This is a genomic window from Clostridium pacaense (genome assembly GCF_020709765.2).
GTDB classification, from domain to species: Bacteria; Bacillota; Clostridia; order Lachnospirales; family Lachnospiraceae; genus Enterocloster; species Enterocloster hominis.
The window spans coordinates 1-266 of sequence record NZ_JAJFEB020000127.1 but is presented as its reverse complement, the minus strand read 5'-3'; the positions used below and the strand labels follow the sequence as shown (position 1 = coordinate 266).

Annotated in this window: 1 protein-coding gene; it reads right to left on the bottom strand. The window is 56.0% G+C overall.

Annotated elements, in window-relative coordinates; all coding sequences use genetic code 11:
* Positions 1–78 precede the first annotated feature (78 nt).
* Positions 79–266: hypothetical protein (locus tag LK536_RS58775; protein ID WP_506092331.1), on the bottom strand; the 188-nt coding region annotated here is incomplete at its 5' end.

Sequence of the window (266 nt, the reverse complement as noted above, 5' to 3'; positions counted from 1 at the left end):
ACATGGGAACTGCCGCAATGCCGCCGCCGCCCATCATGGGCTTCCCCGGTTTCCTGCCCGCCATTTTCCGGCCCACGTTCACAAGTTTTGCCACCCTCCCGCCTCCTCTCTTTTCCCCCCCCCCTTCCCTCCCTCCCCTCTCCCTTCTCCTCCTTTTTTCCTTCTTTCCCCCCTTCTCCTCCCTCCTTCTTCCTTCTCTTTTTCTTCCCCTCCTCCTTTTTCTCCTTTTCTCCCTTTCCTTCTTTTCTTCCTTTCTTCTTTCTCTC